Annotated in this window: 15 protein-coding genes; 14 read left to right on the top strand and 1 reads right to left on the bottom strand. The window is 31.3% G+C overall.

The genetic code is table 11. The annotated features are described in order from the left end of the window. Positions 1–61: 61 nt before the first annotated feature. The 3 genes from HMPREF1984_RS04645 (at position 62) to HMPREF1984_RS04655 (ending at position 3,768) form a co-directional block, all read left to right on the top strand. The gene (locus tag HMPREF1984_RS04645) at positions 62–1,045 is read left to right on the top strand and encodes an FAD-dependent oxidoreductase (protein ID WP_021766754.1); all 984 of its coding nucleotides are present in this window, start codon (positions 62–64) and stop codon (positions 1,043–1,045) included. Between the two features lie 203 nt (positions 1,046–1,248). Beyond that, positions 1,249–2,334 carry a glycerol dehydrogenase gene (locus HMPREF1984_RS04650; protein ID WP_021766756.1) on the top strand — a complete coding sequence of 362 codons (1,086 nt, stop codon included), beginning with the start codon at positions 1,249–1,251 and terminating at the stop codon, positions 2,332–2,334. 198 nt (positions 2,335–2,532) lie between these two features. Beyond that, positions 2,533–3,768, top strand: a complete 1,236-nt coding sequence (locus HMPREF1984_RS04655; RefSeq protein WP_021766757.1) for a replication-associated recombination protein A — start codon at positions 2,533–2,535, stop codon at positions 3,766–3,768. A 4-nt stretch (positions 3,769–3,772) separates the two neighbouring features. On the opposite strand, the gene HMPREF1984_RS04660 is transcribed toward HMPREF1984_RS04655, so the two are convergent. Continuing rightward, on the bottom strand, positions 3,773–4,285 hold the full coding sequence (locus HMPREF1984_RS04660; RefSeq protein ID WP_021766758.1) for a DUF1439 domain-containing protein: 513 nt from the start codon (positions 4,283–4,285) through the stop codon (positions 3,773–3,775). A 220-nt stretch (positions 4,286–4,505) separates the two neighbouring features. Between HMPREF1984_RS04660 and rapZ the strand changes: the two genes are divergently transcribed. The 11 genes from rapZ (at position 4,506) to HMPREF1984_RS04715 (ending at position 17,450) form a co-directional block, all read left to right on the top strand. After that, on the top strand, positions 4,506–5,387 hold the full coding sequence (rapZ, locus tag HMPREF1984_RS04665) for an RNase adapter RapZ (protein ID WP_021766759.1): 882 nt from the start codon (positions 4,506–4,508) through the stop codon (positions 5,385–5,387). A gap of 9 nt (positions 5,388–5,396) precedes the next feature. Continuing rightward, positions 5,397–7,178, top strand: a complete 1,782-nt coding sequence (gene uvrC / locus HMPREF1984_RS04670; protein ID WP_021766760.1) for an excinuclease ABC subunit UvrC — start codon at positions 5,397–5,399, stop codon at positions 7,176–7,178. Between the two features lie 86 nt (positions 7,179–7,264). After that, on the top strand, positions 7,265–8,284 hold the full coding sequence (locus HMPREF1984_RS04675) for a hypothetical protein (RefSeq protein ID WP_036099816.1): 1,020 nt from the start codon (positions 7,265–7,267) through the stop codon (positions 8,282–8,284). Positions 8,285–8,395: 111 nt separating this feature from the next. After that, positions 8,396–9,916: an ABC transporter ATP-binding protein gene (locus HMPREF1984_RS04680; protein ID WP_021766762.1), complete on the top strand. Its 1,521-nt coding sequence runs from the start codon at positions 8,396–8,398 to the stop codon at positions 9,914–9,916. Beyond that, positions 9,909–10,973, top strand: a complete 1,065-nt coding sequence (locus tag HMPREF1984_RS04685) for an ABC transporter permease (RefSeq protein ID WP_021766763.1) — start codon at positions 9,909–9,911, stop codon at positions 10,971–10,973. Before HMPREF1984_RS04680 ends, HMPREF1984_RS04685 begins: the two co-directional genes overlap by 8 nt. Then, the gene (locus HMPREF1984_RS04690) at positions 10,973–11,842 is read left to right on the top strand and encodes an ABC transporter permease (protein WP_021766764.1); all 870 of its coding nucleotides are present in this window, start codon (positions 10,973–10,975) and stop codon (positions 11,840–11,842) included. Before HMPREF1984_RS04685 ends, HMPREF1984_RS04690 begins: the two co-directional genes overlap by 1 nt. 116 nt (positions 11,843–11,958) lie before the next feature. Further along, positions 11,959–13,017: a BMP family protein gene (locus HMPREF1984_RS04695; RefSeq protein ID WP_021766765.1), complete on the top strand. Its 1,059-nt coding sequence runs from the start codon at positions 11,959–11,961 to the stop codon at positions 13,015–13,017. 88 nt (positions 13,018–13,105) lie between these two features. Continuing rightward, the gene (locus tag HMPREF1984_RS04700; protein ID WP_021766766.1) at positions 13,106–14,410 is read left to right on the top strand and encodes a thymidine phosphorylase; all 1,305 of its coding nucleotides are present in this window, start codon (positions 13,106–13,108) and stop codon (positions 14,408–14,410) included. A 340-nt stretch (positions 14,411–14,750) separates the two neighbouring features. Continuing rightward, on the top strand, positions 14,751–15,224 hold the full coding sequence (locus HMPREF1984_RS04705) for a GNAT family N-acetyltransferase (protein ID WP_021766767.1): 474 nt from the start codon (positions 14,751–14,753) through the stop codon (positions 15,222–15,224). Positions 15,225–15,304: 80 nt separating this feature from the next. Further along, on the top strand, positions 15,305–16,210 hold the full coding sequence (locus HMPREF1984_RS04710; protein ID WP_021766768.1) for a CorA family divalent cation transporter: 906 nt from the start codon (positions 15,305–15,307) through the stop codon (positions 16,208–16,210). Between the two features lies 1 nt (position 16,211). Further along, the gene (locus HMPREF1984_RS04715; protein ID WP_021766769.1) at positions 16,212–17,450 is read left to right on the top strand and encodes a polysaccharide lyase family 1 protein; all 1,239 of its coding nucleotides are present in this window, start codon (positions 16,212–16,214) and stop codon (positions 17,448–17,450) included. Positions 17,451–17,610 lie beyond the last annotated feature (160 nt).

Below are 17,610 nucleotides of genomic sequence, written 5' to 3' on the forward strand. Positions count from 1 at the left end.
AATAAAATATATAATATGTAATGATTACAAAATTAAAAATATTATATATTTAGGAGGAGAAATGGATTTTAGCTTGAATTTAGGTGTCCTTGATGAAGGAAAATTAGTAAAAATTGATGAAAACAAATTATATGATGTAACTGTAATAGGAGCAGGACCGGCAGCAGTTTCAGCAGCTATATATTCTGCAAGAAAAGGACTTTCAGTTGCAATGGTAGGTCTTAAAGTAGGAGGCCAGGTTCTAGATACAGATGGAATAGAAAACATAATAGGAACTACATCTACAACAGGAGCAAAGTTTGCAGAATCTCTTCATAAGCATCTTAAGGAATATGAAGTGGCTTTTAAGGAAGGGCATCTTGTAACTGAAATTAAAGAAGATGGAAAAGACAAAATTTTTGTAACAGATGACGGAAAAAGTTACAGAACAAAGGCAATAATAATTGCAACAGGAGCTAAACCTAGAGGACTTAACATTCCTGGAGAAAAGGAATATACAGGAAAAGGAGTTCACTACTGTTCAACTTGTGACGGACCATTCTATAAAGGATTAGATGTTGCAGTTATAGGTGGAGGAAACTCAGGAGTAGAGGCGGCTATTGATATGTCTGGAATAGCTAAAAGTGTAACTTTGATTGAATTTATGCCAGAAATGAAAGCAGATAAAGTATTACAGGATAAGCTTGCAGAAAGGGAAAATGTAAAGGTTATACTTAATTCAGCAACAAAAGAAGTTGTTGGAAAAGAATTTGCTGAAAGTTTAAAATATGTGGATAGAGCAACTAATGAAGAACATGAATTAAAAATAAATGGAATGTTTATTGAAATAGGTCTATCTCCAAGAAGCGAATTAGTAAAGGATTTAGTAAAACTTAATAAAGTTGGAGAAATTGAAATAGACAACGAAAATAACATGACAAGCGTAAAGGGAATATTTGCTGCAGGAGATGTTACAACAGTAAAACAGAAACAGATTATCATTGCAATGGGTGAAGGAGCGAAAGCCGCACTTGGAGCATTTGAATATTTAATTAAGGAATATTAGGAAATAGAAAAATGAGATAAAGTAACGGAACTATTCTATATAAGTATGTTAAAAAAAGTGGATATCATTATCCAGGATTTAAAATATGCTTTTAGGATAGTTTCTTTTTTATTAAAAATATTAAAAAATATCTATTCAAAAACAAAAAAAAGTGATATAATTAACTTAGTTAAAATAAAAAAATAACAAATGGAGATGATTGTATGAGAAAAATTATTAATTCCCCTTCAAAATATGTTCAGGGAGCAGGAGAAATATCCAATCTTGGGCAATATTACAAAGTTAAAGGAAAAACATCAGCTTATATATTAGCAGATAAATTTGTTTATGATAACTTTAAAGGAAAGATAATCGAAGGATTTGAAAAGGAGAATGTACCATACCATATTGAAGTTTTTGGTGGAGAATGTTCTCAAAAGGAAATAGACAGAAATATCGAAATATTGAAATTTAAGAAATGTGATGTAATGATAGGAATAGGTGGAGGAAAAACTCTTGATGCCGCTAAAGCAATTTCATACTATACAAATATTCCTGTAATTGTAGTTCCAACAATAGCATCTACTGACGCACCATGCAGTGCTTTATCAGTAGTATACACTCCTGAAGGTGAATTTGAAAAATATCTGTTCTTAAAATCAAATCCTGATATGGTAATAATGGATACAGATGTTATTGTAAATGCACCTGTAAGACTATTAGTAGCAGGAATAGGAGATGCCCTTTCTACATATTTTGAAGCAAAAGCATGTGTGGATTCAAATGCTACATCTATCGCAGGAGGAAAAGCTACAAAAGCGGCTCTTGCCATAGCGGAATTATGTCTGGATACTCTTTTTGAAGATGGCCTTAAAGCTAAAATTGCTGTAGAAAATAAAGTATGTTCAAAAGCTGTGGAAAATATAATTGAAGCTAATACTTATTTAAGTGGAATAGGATTTGAAAGTGGAGGTCTTGCTGCGGCTCATGCAATTCATAACGGACTTACAATACTTGAAGAAGGTCATCATATGTATCATGGAGAAAAAGTTGCATTTGGAACTATCGTTCAAATGGTTCTGGAAAACAGATCACTTGATGAAATAAATGAAGTTATAGCATTATGTAAAAGTGTAGGATTACCTACAACTCTTGGACAGCTAGGACTTGGAAGTGTTTCAAGAGAAAGATTATATAAAGTTGCAGAAGCAAGTACAGTAGAAACAGAAACTATTCATAATATGCCTTTTAAAGTAACTGCTGATGGTGTATTTGCCGCAATATTAGTTGCTGATAAACTTGGAAAATAGAATTTTAATAGGGAGAACTTCAGTTTTGAAGTTCTTCTTTTTATTGGATAAGGATTAGAAGAACAGAAACAGGAACTTTGATATTTTCAGAGTTCCTATTTTGTGTTATAATGAAAAAGTAATAAATGGAATTTTATATTGAAAATACTAAAAAGTAAAAATATAAAATAAATATTGTGAAAAAATAGAGGTAAAAAGATGAATTTGTTTGAAAATCTATATGAAGAAAAAAAGCCTTTGGCTTTCAGATACAGACCTAAAACTCTTGAGGATTTTTATGGTCAGGAAAAACTTGTGGGAGAAAAGGGAGTACTAAAAAGAATTATAGAAAAAGGAACATTTATGAATTCGATTTTCTGGGGAGCTCCAGGTACGGGAAAAACCACTCTTGCAGAAATTATTGCAAATAGAATGAATTACAACTATGAATACCTTAATGCAATAAAGTCTTCAGTTTCAGATATTAAGGAATTATCAGAAAGGGCAAAAAGAATATTCAGCATAGAAGGAAGACAGACATTGTTGTTTTTTGATGAAATCCATAGATTTAATAAATTGCAGCAGGATTCACTGCTTCAGGATTTGGAAAATGGAAATATTATATTAATAGGAGCAACAACTGAAAATCCTTATTATAGCTTGAATAATGCACTTCTGTCGAGATGTCTTGCTTTTGAATTTAAGAAATTGAATGAGGAAGATTTGTTTAAAATTCTTAAAAATATAAATGAAAAGGAAAAATTTGATTTTTCTGAAGAAATTCTGTCATATATTGCAGAAATAATAGAAGGAGATGCAAGACAGGCGATAAATATACTTGAACTACTTTCAAATACAGGTGTGAATTTTACAATTGAAGAAGTGAAGGAGGTTCTGAATACAAAAAAATCCTACCATAAAACAGAAGATAAGTATGACACTATTTCAGCCATGATAAAGAGCATAAGAGGAAGTGATCCTGATGCGGCAGTTTACTGGATAGGTAAAATGCTTTCAGGTGGTGAAGATCCAATGTATCTTGCAAGAAGGCTTGTAATTCTGTCATCCGAAGATATAGGACTTGCAAATCCTCAGGCTCTTCCCATAGCCGTAGCCGGGATGCATGCCACAAAAGAAATTGGGATGCCTGAAGCTAGAATTATTTTATCTGAAGTAGCTATTTATCTGGCACTTTCTCCGAAGAGCAATTCAGCATACCTGGCAATAGATGCCGCAATCAGCCAGATTGAGAATAATAAAATTCAGGAGGTACCTAAGCATCTAACAAAGTTAGGTGCAAAGGATTATAAATATCCACATGCATATCCTGAACATTTTATAAAACAGGATTATATGAATGAAAAAATAAAATTTTATAATCCTGGAGATAATAAATTTGAAAATGCAGCAAATGAACATCAGGAAAAATTGTGGAATAAAAAGAAGGAGAAATAGGTTTCTATTTCTCCACTACAATTTTATTATTTTCGATTTTAATATTTTTTATAGTCTGAAACTTTTCAATATTTTTTAGATTAAGCAGTTCTTCCTTTTCCAGCTGACTGAAGGCAAAATTTAATGCCGTTCTTATAATAGGTTTTTTATTAATATCTATATCTTTTCCTTCCTTTGTAAGTTTTTTCAGAGTAAAGTTATTTAAGTAAAGTTTTGAATTCATCGGATCATAGATTAAGTCGGTTTCAAATGTCATTGTTCCGCTAATTCTATCATTGAGGGCATCATTCATATATTCAGCTTCGATTACAAGTTTATCATTTTCAAAATGACTTTTTGGATTGAAAAGTTTTATTTTTCCCAACGGATACGATTTTTCAATTGGAAAACGTGCCTTAACAGCAGTCTGTATCATAGAATTTGGGATACCGACTTTATTCTGTGTAAATATATAAGCACCGATAGCAATTACGGCTATAATAATTCCTAAAATAACAAAATTTAAAATTTTCTTCATATGAGTTTCTCCTTTATTTAGAATAAAGCAATATTATCATTGAAAGCTTAAAAAGAACTTAGAAAAATCATTCAAACAGCAGATGATAAAATAAAAAATCTGTTATCGAAAAAAATTTAAAAATAATTTATGCGAAATAGAAAAATTATGGTATAATTAGTAAAGTAAAACATAAAAAAATAGATTAATCAAAAATGAAGTGAGAGGAATTAAAATAAAAATGGCAGATGGAGAAGAAAAAAAAGAACTTGTCATAATAACTGGAATGAGCGGTGCAGGAAAATCTGAAGCAATGAATTTTTTTGAAGATAGGGAATATTTTTGCATTGATAATTTTCCGATAAGTTTATTTCAATATCTAAACGAAATATTTCTAAGCAACAAAAAAAGAAATAAAGTTGCAGTTGCAATAGACATAAGAAATCAGGAGTTTATAGATCAGTTTTTAAAACAGCTTGAATTTCTTGATGAAAATGAGATAAATTATAAAGTTATATATCTGGATGCCAGAACAAATGTACTTCTTAGCAGATACGAACTTTCAAGAAGAAAGCATCCTTTAAATCTGTATGATACCTTGCTTGAAAATATTGAAGAAGAAAGAAAGTTAATTAAAGATTTCATGCTGAAGGCAGATTTAGTTATAGACACAACTAAAACATCAGCAAAAGAGCTTCAGCAAATACTTGAAAAAGCATTTTCAGGTAAGAAGACAAAACTGAATGTAAACCTTACTTCTTTTGGATTTAAGAATGGAATTCCGCTGGATTTGCATCTAATGTTTGATTTGAGATTTTTACCAAATCCTTATTATATTGACGATTTAAAGCGTAAAACAGGAAATCATAAAGATGTTATGGATTACGTAATGAGGCTTGAAGAAAGCAGGGAGTTCTATAAGATGCTTCTGGATATGCTGGAATACCTCATACCAAAATACGAAAAGGATGGGAAATCGCATTTGCGTATAGGGATAGGATGTTCAGGAGGTCAGCACAGATCTGCAACATTTGTAAATATGCTGTATAAGGATTTATCTGAAAAACTGGATTACAAAATAACTAAGTTTCATAGGGAAATAGGTGATAAAACGGAGGTATAAAAAAGTAAAATGATAGAAGTCAAGTCGCCTGTAGAATATAAAAATATACCTGATAATCCAGGTGTATATTTAATGAAAAATGAAAAAGGAAAAATAATATACGTAGGGAAGGCAAAAAACCTTAGAAATAGGGTGTCTTCCTATTTTAAGAATATTAACTCCCATAATGCGAAAACATTGGAACTAGTGAAAAATATAAGAGATATAGAATTTTTCATATGCAAGACGGAAGTTGAAGCACTAATACTGGAAAATAATCTTATAAAGAAAAACAAACCTAAATATAACATTCTGTTAAAGGATGAAAAAACCTACCCTTACATAAAATTTACAAGGGAAAAGTTTCCCAAGCTGGAGGTTGTGCGTAGTACGAAAAGGTTAAATGAAAAGGCAGATTATTTTGGACCTTATCCGATGGGAATATTTTTTGCTGTAAAATCGCTTTTAAAAATATTTCCTATGAGAGATTGCAACAGAAACATGGAGAAAATAACGAAACCTTGCCTTAAATATCATATGAATACCTGTCCTGCACCATGTGTGTATAAGGATATAGAAACAGAATACAATGTAAATGTGGAAAATTTTAAAAGTTTTCTGAAGGGACATCAGAGCGATATTTTAGATATACTTGAAAAAAGAATGAAGCATTTCAGTGATAACATGGAATTTGAAAGGGCAATAAATGAACGTGAAAAAATAAATTCGCTTAAGAGAATGCTGGAGACACAGATAATAGAATATAGTAAGGAAATTAATGAAGATGTATTTGTGTTTGAAGAAAAAAGAGAATTTGTTTTTTTATGTGTATTGAATATAAGAGAAGGGAAGGTTATAAATAAGAATCATATAAAAATCTCCATGGAAAAAAGTCAGGAGGATGATCTGTTTGAAAGGCTTATAACTTCATATTATGAAAAGAGGAGCATACCAAGGAATATAATATGTGACATGAGATATGAAGACAAGAGCGAACTGATAAAGGAATGGTCAAAAATAGAAAAGGGCAAGGAAATAAAAATGCACTTTCCTAAAATTCATAGTAGACGTTATGAACTGCTTGAAATGGGATATTTGAACCTGAAGGAAGAAGTGGAGAAATATTTAAGACAGAAAAAAGTAGTTCAGGAAGGCTTGAGAAATCTTAAAAAGACACTAAGATTGAATAGTCATCCTTACAGAATTGAATGTTTTGATATTTCCAATATTCAGGGAAAAGATGCAGTGGCTGCAATGACTGTTGCAATAGATGGTGAAGTTACACCTAAGGAATACAGACATTTTAAGATAACAGTCAAGGATACACCTGATGATTTCCTCATGATGAGGGAAGCTCTGACAAGAAGGTACTCAAAGCTAGAAATAGATCAGCTTCCAAATCTTATATTGATAGATGGAGGAAAGGGACAGCTGGGAGTTGCAACAGAAGTACTGGAAAAACTTGGAAAAATAGAATATACAGATATTATAAGTATTGCAAAAAGGGAAGAAGAGATATTTAAAAGCTATGAAAGTGATCCATATCTGTTTGAAAGGGAAGATGAAACCTTAAAGATACTCCAGAGATTAAGGGATGAAGCCCACAGATTTGGAATAACTCATCATAGAAAATTGAGAAGTAAAAGAAATATTAAAAGTGCACTAGATGATATAGATGGAATAGGACCTAAAAGGAAAAAGGAACTGATAAAGAGGTTTGGGACAATAAGTAATATAAGAAATGCCACTATGGAAGAACTTATGGAAGTAATACCGGAAAAGATAGCGGAAGCCATAAAAGAAGGTTTATAAAAAATCTATAATAACTGTTACTTTTTATAATTTTTATGAAAATTAATAATGGAAATAAAAATAATACAGGAAACAGGAGGGAAACTTTGAAAAAGATAGTAATGATAATGATGCTGGGAGCAAGTTTAACAAGTTTCAGCATGTTTGATAAAATAAAATCAGAAATAAAATGGAAGGAAGAGGAACAGCCAAGATTTGGAGAAGTAAAAGTAGTAATAAATGGCGAGCCTAAAATGAGAAAGGTAATTCCAGGAAAATATGAAATAAAAATATATGAACTTAACTATCCTGAAGAACTTTTTGAAAAAAATAAATTTTACAATGAATTTAATCAGGTATTGAAAAATGTTGATAAAAATAAGAAATACTCTTTACTGCTGGAAAAACGTTTTTATGATGATATGAAAAAAATCAAAGAAAGTGAACTTTCAGATGAAGAAGAAATTCTGGAAATTCCAGCATCATCCCTTGATGAAAATCAGAGACAGGAACTTGTATCAATGTCAGGTAAGTTAAATCTTACACAGTATCTCGGAACGGATCAGGAATTTTTAAATAGACAGGTATATATACTGAACCAGCTACTTAATAAGGAAGGGTTTGATGAAAATAACGTGTATTCAGAATTGGATAAAGAATTTCTTATATCAGAATTAAAGGAAAAAAGAAAAAATATTGTGGAAAATTTTAGAAAATCAAATTTTGAATATTTCGTAAAAGAAAGTTATAAAAACATAGATTTTAATAAATTTGAAGATGACTCTGTATATACTTTTGATAAGGATATTGTGATTTCAGAAGATGTCGAAGATCAGGCAATCTTACCTGAAATAAAGGAAAATATCTATCTGACAGATTTTCCAAAAGATATACTGGATAAACTGGCCACAAATAAATTAAAATTAAAAAGAAGAATTTTACTACTTGAAAATAATGAATATCAAGGGTACACTTATAATGAAGAAAACACGGTTATTTTCATAAATGGTAAAAAACCTAAGTATTACTACGGTGATTATAAGATAAATGTTATAAAACGTAAGACAGATGTTTTGAATTTATTAAAACTGAATTCAAACTATTATGTATCAGATTTCTTTAAATAAAATATTGAGATTCACTAAATTATTGAAATCTTTTTTAAATAATTACAGTTACAAAAAATTGATATATATATATTGAGTAAGATGTGAGTTTAAATTTGTTTAGGAGGAAGTATGAGTGACTACATTTTGGAAATGAAAAACATAAGAAAAGAGTTTTTGGGTGGAAAAATAGTTGCTAATGATGATATTACCCTAAAGATAAAAAAGGGTGAAATTCATGCAATAGTTGGAGAGAATGGTGCCGGAAAATCAACTCTTATGAAAATACTGAATGGACTTTATTCGCCAACTTCAGGTGAAATATACTACAAGGGAGAAAAAATAGAAATCACAAGTCCTACAGTAGCTGCAAATCTTGGAATAGGAATGGTTTATCAGCATTTTATGCTTATAGACACATTGACTGTAGCCGAAAATATGGTTCTAGGTTTTGAGCCAAAGAAAGCAGGAGGAATATTTGATTTGGCAACTGCCAGAAAACAGGTAAAGGAAGTTTCAGAAAAATATGGACTGAATATTGATCCAGATGCAAAAGTTTCTGACTTATCTGTTGGTATCCATCAGAGAATAGAAATATTGAAGATACTGTTTAAAGGGGCAGAGCTACTTATATTTGATGAACCTAGTGCAGTACTTACTCCACAGGAAGTTATTGAACTTTATGCAATAATGAGAAACCTTATTAAAGAAGGAAAAACAATAATATTTATAACGCATAAACTGCATGAAGTATTGGAACTTTCAGATAATATAACAGTTATAAGAAAAGGAAAAGATGTTGGAGACCTTACAAGAGCAGAAGCAACAAAAGAAAAAATAGCAAATATGATGGTTGGAAGGGTTGTCCTGTTTGAAGTGAAAAGACCTGATGTAAAAATAGGAAAAACTGTTGTAAAAGTAGATAATATTGTAGTAAAAGGTGACAACAATATAGAAAAAATTAAAGGAATTTCCTTTGATATAAAAGAAGGTGAGATACTGGGAATAGCCGGAGTTGAAGGAAATGGTCAGACAGAGCTTATAGAAGCACTGGCAGGACTTCAAAAGATTGAAAGTGGAAGTTACTCTATTGATGGGGTAGATTTGACACATGAAGATGCCGGAAGCATAAGACAGAAGGGATTATCACACATACCTGAAAATAGACATAAAAGAGCAACTCTTGATGACTTTACAATTGAAGAAAATATGGCATTGGGAGTACAGAATGTATATCAGAAGGGAATGCTTCTTGATTATTCACTGCTTGCTAAAAAGACAGATGAATATATACAGAAATACGATATAAGACCGACAGATGGAAAAATCAAGTTTGGAGGACTTTCCGGAGGAAATCAGCAGAAGGTAGTTGTTGCAAGGGAACTGGAAAAGGAAAATAAATTTATAATAGCTGCTCAGCCTACAAGAGGTGTAGATATAGGAGCTATTGAAATGATACATAACACTATTTTAAATGAAAAAACTAAGAAAAAGGCAATATTGGTAGTGTCAGCGGAATTGTCTGAAATAATGGCTTTAAGCGACAGAATAGCAGTAATGCACTCTGGAAAAATTGTAGGAATGCTGGACAGAAAAGATGCTACTACTGAAAAAATAGGAATCTTAATGGCAGGAGGAAAATTAGATGAGTAAGAAATTTAAGGAAATAATGCCATCGCTTATAGCGGTTCTGATTGCGTTGATTATTGGAGGCATTATAATGATATTAAAAGGAGTAAATCCAATATTTGCATACGCAGACATGGCAAAATCTGCATTTTATCAGACTTCACCAAGATCACCTTTCATGAGTGGACTTGCGAGAACATTATTGACGGCTACACCACTCATATTTTCAGCACTTGCCGCAATGGTGGCTTTTAAAGCCGGACTATTTAACATAGGGGCACAGGGGCAAATGATAGCAGGTGGACTTGCCGCAACATTCTGGGCAGTAACATTTAGAAACTATGTTATAGGTAATCTGCTTATAGTTCTTATTGTTGCAATGATAGCAGGATTTTTATGGGCAGGGCTTGCAGGTTATCTGAAGTCAAAATTTGGTGTAAATGAAGTAATCAGTACAATTATGCTGAACTATATAATTATCGAATTTCAGAATTTTGTTCTGAACGGACCTTTAAAAGATGCTAAAGCAGGAAATACACAGTCAGAAAAGATATTTGATGGAGCAAAACTTCCTACTCTTTTCTTTAAAGTTACAAAACAGCGTTTAAATCTTGGATTTGTTATTGTAGTTATTTTAGTAATAGCGATTTACCTTTTCTTTAAATATTTTAGAACAGGTTATGACATAAAGGCTGTAGGAAATAGCGAAACTGTTGCGGAAAATGCAGGAATCAGTCCTAAGAAAATGATGTTTCTTGCAATGGGACTGGCAGGAATATGTGCCGGTCTAGGTGGTGCTGAAAGAGTTTTAGGAGGATCAGCACAGTATGTATACACAGAAAGTATAATGGGTGATGCCGGATTTACAGGACTGGCAGTTGCACTACTTGGAAAAAATAATCCTTTTGGGATACTTATAGCAGGGATATTCTATGCTGCCCTTGATGTTGGAGGATCTACATTACAGCTTAGATATCAGGTTGATAAGGAAATAGTTTCAATAATACAGGCTTTAATAATAATCTTTGTTGCTTCTGAAAATTTATTTAAAATTTTCGTATCGAAGAGAAAGGGGAAATAATGAATATATTTCAGATTATAAAATTTTTAATAGAACAAACTATAGTAATAGCACCTCCAATATTGATAACAGCAGTAGGAGCCTGTCTATCTGAACGTAGTGGAGTTGTAAATATCGGACTTGAAGGAATAATGTTAAGTGGAGCATTTGCTACAACAGTAGTAAATATAGCTACAGGAAATCCTTATTTGGGAATACTTGCCGGAATAATAGTAGGAGGACTTATCTCCCTTATTCATGCTGTCATAAGTATAAATCTTAAAGGGGATCAGATAATAAGTGGAGTTGCAATAAACCTTTTTGCAGTAGCAACAACATCCTTCCTAATAAAGACATTATATGGTGTAGCAGGAACTACACCTCAGGCACCGCACCTTGCAAATAAAAAACTAGTATTAATAATAATATATGCAATTGCGATTTTAAGTCATTATCTGTTATTCCACACTGTACTTGGATTGAGAATAAGAGCGGTTGGAGAACATCCGCTTGCAGCAGATACAGTTGGAATAAGTGTTTATAAAATAAGATATATAAGTGTTATTTTATCAGGAATGTACGCAGGACTAGGAGGAGCATACCTTACAGCAGTAACATTGCCTTCCTTCTCAAACAATATGTCGGCAGGAAGAGGATTTATGGCCATGGCGGCAATGATTTTTGGTAAATGGAATCCAATAGGGGCAATACTGGCAAGTCTGCTATTTGCTTTTGGACAGGCATTTGCTGACGTAATAAAGGCTTCAAATTTCCCTATTCCACAGCAGTTCCTGACAATGATACCATATGTGTTGACATTGCTGGCACTTATAGGATTTGTAGGAAAAGCTAGAGCACCAAAAGCTTCTGGACAACCTTATGACAAATAAAATGTTATTTTTGAAAAAATTTTTAAAAAAATAACAAAAATAATTTGTAAAAAATCGAAAATAAAGGTATAATTTATCAATGAAAATATTTAATAAAATAGGAGGATGAAACAAAAATGAGAAAAATTTTAACATTTTTAAGTATCATGGCTACATTAGTACTGTTCGTAGCATGTGGGAATTCAAAGCCTGCAGAAGGTGAACAGAAAAAAGATGGTGGAGAAAAGCAGGTTGCTCAGTCAGCTGATGTTAAAAAGAACATAGCTGTTGTTTATTCTACAGGTGGAAAAGGAGACAAATCTTTTAATGACGCTGTATTCCACGGATTAGAAAAAGCAAAAGCTGAATTAGGTATTAAATTTAGTGAATATGAACCTAAAAACGCAGAATCTGAAGCAAAAGAAGCATTGGAAAAATTTGCTGAAACAGGAGAATATGATTTAATTATTGGTGTAGGATTCACAATGAAAGAATCAGTAATGGCAGCTGCAACAGCTTATCCTGATCAAAAATTTGCTATCGTTGATGAAACAATTACAGGACTTCCAAATGTTACATCTTTAACATTTAAAGAACATGAAGGATCATTCCTTGTAGGAGCATTGGCTGCAATGATGAGTAAAACAGGAACAATTGGATTTATAGGTGGAATGGAAAATCCTGTTATCCAAAAATTTGAAGCTGGATTTGCTCAAGGAGCGAAATACATAAATCCTAATATAAAAGTATTATCAGTTTACATTGGTGGAAGTAATGCATTTAACGATCCTGCATCTGCAAAAACTAAAACAGAAACTTTAATTCAACAAAAAGCTGATGTAGTTTACCATGCTGCAGGAGGAAGTGGAGCAGGAGTATTCCAGGCTGCAAAAGAAAAAAATGTTTATGCAATTGGAGTAGACTCTGACCAGGATGATATAGTTCCAGGAACAATTTTGACTTCAATGATGAAATATGTTGACGTTGCTACATTTAACATAGTAAAAGATACTCTTGAAGGAAAATTCACTAACGAACATCATGAATTTGGTGTTAAAGAAAATGGTGTAGGAACAACTGATTTCAAAAATACAAAAGATAAAATTGGAGAAGCAAACATTAAAAAGTTAGAAGAAATAAAACAAGATATAAGTAGTGGAAAAATCGTAGTTAGTCCTACTGTACAAGGTAAATAATAATAACAGTTAGAAAATTTAAATACAGCAAAAGCAGGATTTTTCCTGCTTTTCTTGATTAAATAAAAATATATTTTAGGAGGGTATAATGAGAGCAGTAGATTTAATAGAAAAGAAAAGAAATAAAGAAGAACTTTCAAAAGAAGAAATCTCATTTTTGTTAAATGAATATTTAAAGGGAAATGTACCTGATTATCAAATGTCGGCATTTCTTATGGCAACTTACTTTAATGATATGACAGCTGGGGAATTGCTGGAATTTACAACTATAATGAGGGATTCTGGAGATATTGTAAAATTTGATGATGTTGAAAAATTCCTTGTAGATAAGCACAGTACAGGAGGAGTTGGAGATAAGGTAACTGTAGTACTGGCCCCAATATTGTCAGCATTGGGAATGGGAACTACAAAACTTTCTGGAAAAGGATTGGGACATACAGGAGGAACAATAGATAAATTTGAAGCTATAGAAGGATTTAGATTTTCAAATACAAGGGAAGAAGTTGTTTCCATAGCAAATAAAACTGGGATAGGACTTATGGGATACAGTGATAAGATAGTTCCTCTTGACAAGAAACTTTATTCCTTAAGGGATGTTACAGGAACAGTACCGAGCATTCCTCTGATTGCAAGCAGCATTATGAGTAAAAAACTGGCTATACAGTCTGATGTAATTATACTTGACGTAAAAGTAGGAGACGGGGCTTTTATGAAGGATATTAATCAGGCTAAGGAATTGGCAAAAAGAATGATAGAGATAGGAAAAGGTGCCGGAAGACAGGTAAAAGCAGTTTTAAGTAATATGGATGAACCTTTAGGATATGCCATAGGAAATGCAAATGAAATAGTGGAAGCTATAGAAACATTAAAGGGAAATGGTCCTGAAGACCTTAATGAAGTAGTTTATACTATTGCTTTACTGTCATTGAAGGCAAAAGGTGAAATAAAAGATTTATCAGAAGGAAAGAAAAAGATAGATGAAGTAATAAACAATGGAACAGCTCTTGAGAAATTGTCACAGTTTATAACTGAAAGCGGAGGAGATGGAAATCTGATAAATGATTACAGCCTTCTTCCTCAGCCAAAAGAAGTTATGGAGGTACTTTCTGCAAAAGAAGGGTATGTTTCAAAAATAAAAGCTGAAGAAATAGGAAAGGCTGCAATGATTATTGGAGCTGGAAGAGCAACTAAGGAAGACTTGATAGACCATGCTGTTGGAATAAAAATATTGAAAAAAGTAGGAGATAAAGTCAATAAAAATGAAAAAATAGCTGAAATATATTATAATGACAGCAAAAATGTTGAAGATTCTAAAAATATGCTTTTAGATGCCTACGTAATTCAAGAAGAAAAAGTGGAAAAACAGAAGGCAATACTGGAAATAATAGAATAATAGGAGTTTTCTGCAACTAGGAGAAATGATGTGAAAATAAGAATGGAATATAATCTGAAAAAAAGAAGAAGATTTATACACCATAGCAAGTAACTTCAAATGGAAATATTGCTGGTGGAATAGTAGCAGTACTTGATGAAGAAGAACTATATATAGTCACATTGGCTGTATCGCCTGAATAGAGAGGGGAAAATTTTTCTCTTAACCTGCTTTCAAGACTGTTAATGAAAGTATAGGAAAAAGGGTATGAAAAGATAGTTTTGTATGTGACAGACAGTAATATTCCAGCTATAAATATTTATAATAAAGCAGGATTTGAAGTGCAGAAAGGAACTTGATAATGGAAGAAATAGTATTAAAGAGTCCTACAATTGAAGAATTGTGGTTTATAGAGAAACTTTTAAGTGATCCGGAAACAATGTCCTACAATCATGCATATGGTGGAACTATAAATTTTCCAAAAGAACAATGGGAAGAATGGTATGCTTATTGGATGGAAAATGTTCAAGGCAAAAGATTTTACAGATATTTGTATAACAAAAATCTTAAAGAATATATAGGAGAAGTTTATTACAGATATGATGAAAGCACAGATGCCTATTGTTGCGGAATATTGATATTAGATAAATGGAGAAACAGGGGCTATGGAACTGAAGGTATAAAGTTACTTTGTAGAAGTGCAAAAGAGAATGGAATAAAGGAATTTTATGATAATATAGCCATAGATAATCCATCTATTAATCTGTTTAAGAAATTAGGATTTATAGAAAAATTCAGAAATGAAGAATATATAAGAGTTTATAAAAAATTATAAAACACTTGACAACCCCCCTTTATTTTTTGATATAATTTATTCATAAAATGAAAAATTATGAATAATTGAGGAGGGTTGTTATGATAAAAAGAATAGATACAAAAAGTGGAAAAACAATTTCATATGTATATAATTTAAAAGATGAAGATTATAGAATTGTATCTGAAAGATTGGAAATGGATGAAGATAAAATAAAAAATGTTATTGATGAAGAAACTTTCACTCCAAGAATTTCAAAATCAGACTGGGAAATTTATAAGCTGTATTATCCGACTGTGAAAAAACCTATGATAGATAAAGAGGTTACATCTTACGAGATTAATCCAATTGTGATTTGTATGAAGGAGGACAAAGTTGTCATTTTAGATGATGATTATTTTGAAGATTTTTATGATTTTGTTGAAGAATATGCTGAATTGAGGGATGATGTTCTTGAGGAAAATCGTTTTTTTCTAAATATGCTTCATAAAATTTCTCAAAGTTTGTATAAATATGTACGACTTTTAATTGGTGAGCACGATAATATTGAAACAGTTTTAAGGGAACAGCAAAGCAATGAAAAATTGATTTCATTATCGGAAGTGGAGCAAGGCTTTTATGTTTACAATATCGCAATGAGAAATTTGGATTATGTCGTTGAGAATTTGAAAGAAGATGAACAATTTCAGCAATATGAAGAATATATGACAAGAATTTTGCAGGAAATAAACTTTACACTTGATTTATCTTCATCATACTGTGAAATTTGTAAAACAACAAGGGAAACATACTCTTCATATATTGGAAATAATATGAATATTACAATGAAAGTTTTGGCAGCGGCGACAATACTAATCACAGTTCCAAATATGATTTTTGGATTTTATGGAATGAATGTAAAATTACCACTTCAAGACACAGGATTTTGGGCATTAGTCATAATTTTTGTGATAATGGTAGCTTTGATGGTTGTATTGTGGAAGTATTTGAAAGATAAGGTTTTGTAATATGAAAAAAATAGTTTTAGTAATTAGTTTAATGATTTCTTTAGTTTTGTGTTCGGCTGAAAAAACGGATTTTATACGAGAAGTATTAGCTAAAAATGATGGATTTGCTTCAGAAGGCAAAGGAACTACTGGTGGAGCTGGAGCTGTGCAGAAAAATATATTTAAAGTTACAAATAAGAAAGAGTTTGTTGAAGCAATTAGAAATAGAAAAAATTCGGATCCTAAGATTTTGATGATATATGGGACAATAGATTTTGATACAGATGATAATGGTAAGACTTTAAAGATGGAAGATTATATGGTTAAAGGGTATGATTTTCAAAAATATTTGGAAACACATGCTTCTAAAAGTTCAGCATCTAAAAGTTTAAAGGAAGATCAGGAAGCAAAAAGAGGGCAATCTCAAAAAAATCAAAGTAAAAATATTACAGTTCATGTTCCTGCAAATACAAGTATAATTGGAATTGAAAATGCAAAATTAAAAGGTGTAGATTTAGTAATAGATTCTGATAATGTAATTATAAGAAATATAATGTTCGAGTCACCTTATGATTATTTTCCGTCATGGGATCCGAAAGATGGAAAAGAAGGTAACTGGAATTCTCAGTATGACAGTATTTCAATAAAGGGTGGTACTCATATTTGGATAGATCATTGCCATTTTCAAGATGGGTCTGAAACTGTTGAAAAATATTTTGATCGTAAATATGAGCATAGAGATGGTTTAGTTGATATAACAAATCAATCAGATTACATAACTTTATCATATAATATTTTTGAAAATCATAATAAAGCAATTTTGATAGGCAGTAGTGATTCAAAAGTAGCGGATGAAGGGAAATTGAATGTGACTTTACATCATAATTATTTTCATAATTTAGTTCAGAGAGCACCAAGAGTAAGATTTGGAAAGGTTCATGTGTATAATAATTATTATCAATCAGACAATAAAAATAGTGAATACAGTTATTCTTATTCTTTAGGAGTTGGAAAAAATTCAAAAATATATGCTGAAAACAATGTTGCAGATATAGAAGGAAGAGATTATAAAGAGTTTGTAAAAGTTTTTGGAGGAAAAGAACTTACAACTGTTAATAATATATTTAATGGACAGAAGATTGATAAATTTAATGAAAGTCTAGTAAAAGTGAATTGGGTTCCTACATTATATCAAAAAATAGATGCTACAAATGAAGTAAAAGATAAAGTTTTAAATAATGCGGGAGTGTTTAAAAAATAAAGTGTAGTTTGTTTTAGTTGAAATAAAAAATAAATATTAAATATAAATTGTTAAGGATTAGTTTTTGCATAAAGTGAAGGCTAATCTTTTTTAATTTTTGTATTTATTTTCTAAGTTATAACTGATAAAATCTTAGAAAAATATATTTTTCTAAGATATA

This window comes from Leptotrichia sp. oral taxon 215 str. W9775, from assembly GCF_000469505.1.
Classification (GTDB): Bacteria; Fusobacteriota; Fusobacteriia; order Fusobacteriales; family Leptotrichiaceae; genus Leptotrichia_A.